The organism is Bacillus sp. JJ864, assembly GCF_036963045.1.
GTDB lineage: Bacteria > Bacillota > Bacilli > Bacillales > Bacillaceae_G > Bacillus_A > Bacillus_A pseudomycoides_C.
On record NZ_JBALLY010000109.1, the window covers coordinates 1 to 1,646 of the forward strand.

At 39.8% G+C, this 1,646-nt stretch carries 1 protein-coding gene; it reads right to left on the minus strand.

Going from position 1 to position 1,646, the window contains the following annotated elements:
- Positions 1-165: 165 nt before the first annotated feature.
- Positions 166-1,646, minus strand: a 1,481-nt coding sequence (locus V7024_RS16780) for an IS200/IS605 family accessory protein TnpB-related protein (RefSeq protein WP_335521975.1), incomplete at its 5' end; no start/stop codon positions are given.

Genomic DNA, 1,646 nt, shown 5'->3' on the forward strand with positions numbered 1-1,646 from the left:
AAAAAGGTACGCCCTCTTCAAGCAATATAGAGGAGAGCACACAAGGCAATGCACCCAGCTACTAGACCACATCATCTGCTCTGGTGAAGGGAGTAAAAGACTGGTACCTTGTGTTCTGTTTTGTATCGGCAAAAAATAGATTGAATAATCCGTAATCTTATCCTTTTACGCAAGCAATTTGCGTATTCCTTTTCTTTCCTCTTCCGTTAGTTCGGTATGAGATCCATTTATACCCTCATGAGGCCGATTTACATCAAACAACGTATATAATACATGTGTACGAACAGCTAGTTGTTTGTTCCATATGTTCCATTGCTTCCAATGATGCATATTCGTTAGATTCATATAGGTTTTAAGGACGTTCGATACCTTCTCCAGGTACCCTAACCCGCGTCTCCCAATCGTGAAAGCAGCTGCTTGATGAATGGAGATGCCGAATTTGCGCATATACTTCATTTTTCCAGAAATCGATGTGTACGCTGGGTTTATTTTTTTTACGTCCACCCCCATCTTGTTTGCCCTATTTTGAATCGCTTCTATTATCTTTCGGTACGCAAACATACTTTTTTTTCTGTTTCTTTTCTTGTTATCGTATTTGTTTCCCGTTTTCGAGAGCGTAGTGTCCAGCTTCTCCAGCACAATCGGTTTGTTCTTTCGGACAGCCAATTCAACAAGACGAATCGCCTCTGCTTCTAAGATTTTTGTAATGGCACCGGAACATTTCCCCTCCAAAGAAAAAGGAAGAATGCCGCTTTCGAGATAGTTTCCATCTTTTGAAACATTTCCCCAGGCCAAATGATCGTAGTTACAATCTACTCCAATGACACCGTCACTTGTACTGAAGTTGATGTAAGAATTGCTTTCTACATCTACCATACATTTGATGAGGTAATACGCTCCGTAGTCTTCAATAGACCAAGAGATCGGCTCGCCGTACTTCTTTTTTTGTTTACACTCAATTTGTGCAGCTACTACATGATTGACGATGTCTTGTCCATACGGAAACATCAAAAATGGGAAAGTCCACACGTTTCCATGTATAGAGGTAAAAGAGAGCTCCTGTTTTTCGATGTTGTATTGAAATACAAAGTTACCACAGCGAGCATCTTTGCGGCCAGAAATCATCATCTGTTTGTTTCGGGCGGCAGAGAAAAGGGTTTTCCATCCTTCATGATGTGTTACAAATTCTTCTTTTGTAAACTGAGATCGAAATAATTTTTTTGTGCCAAACACAGCACTTGGAATATGTTCTTGCAGCTTTTCTTTCTTTTGTTGCAAGCGATCGAATCGGTGCTTTAACCGTCCAATTTTTGCTTTTGTTGTCTTGATTTTCGGGTCTAAATAGCAGTGTTCAAAAGAATAGAAAGTCAGCCAAATCATCGTTTTCTTTGGAAGAGAAAGGGAGATAATCCCACTTGGTCGGATGGTAAAAGAAGTATTTTTAGGAAATGTCGGTTTTCCTTTTCTAAAACTCTCTTTCACTTTTTTCATCTTGGTTAGATAGGAGCGTTCAGATTTGAGTTTCTTCTTGAGGTCTTTGATTTTCTCGTCAATTTGTTGAAGATGGAGTGTTTGTTGTTCTTTTACAGCGGAGAATAGGGCAATCGCTTCTTGCCGAGCACTATTGGCATAATAGTCGTTAAGAC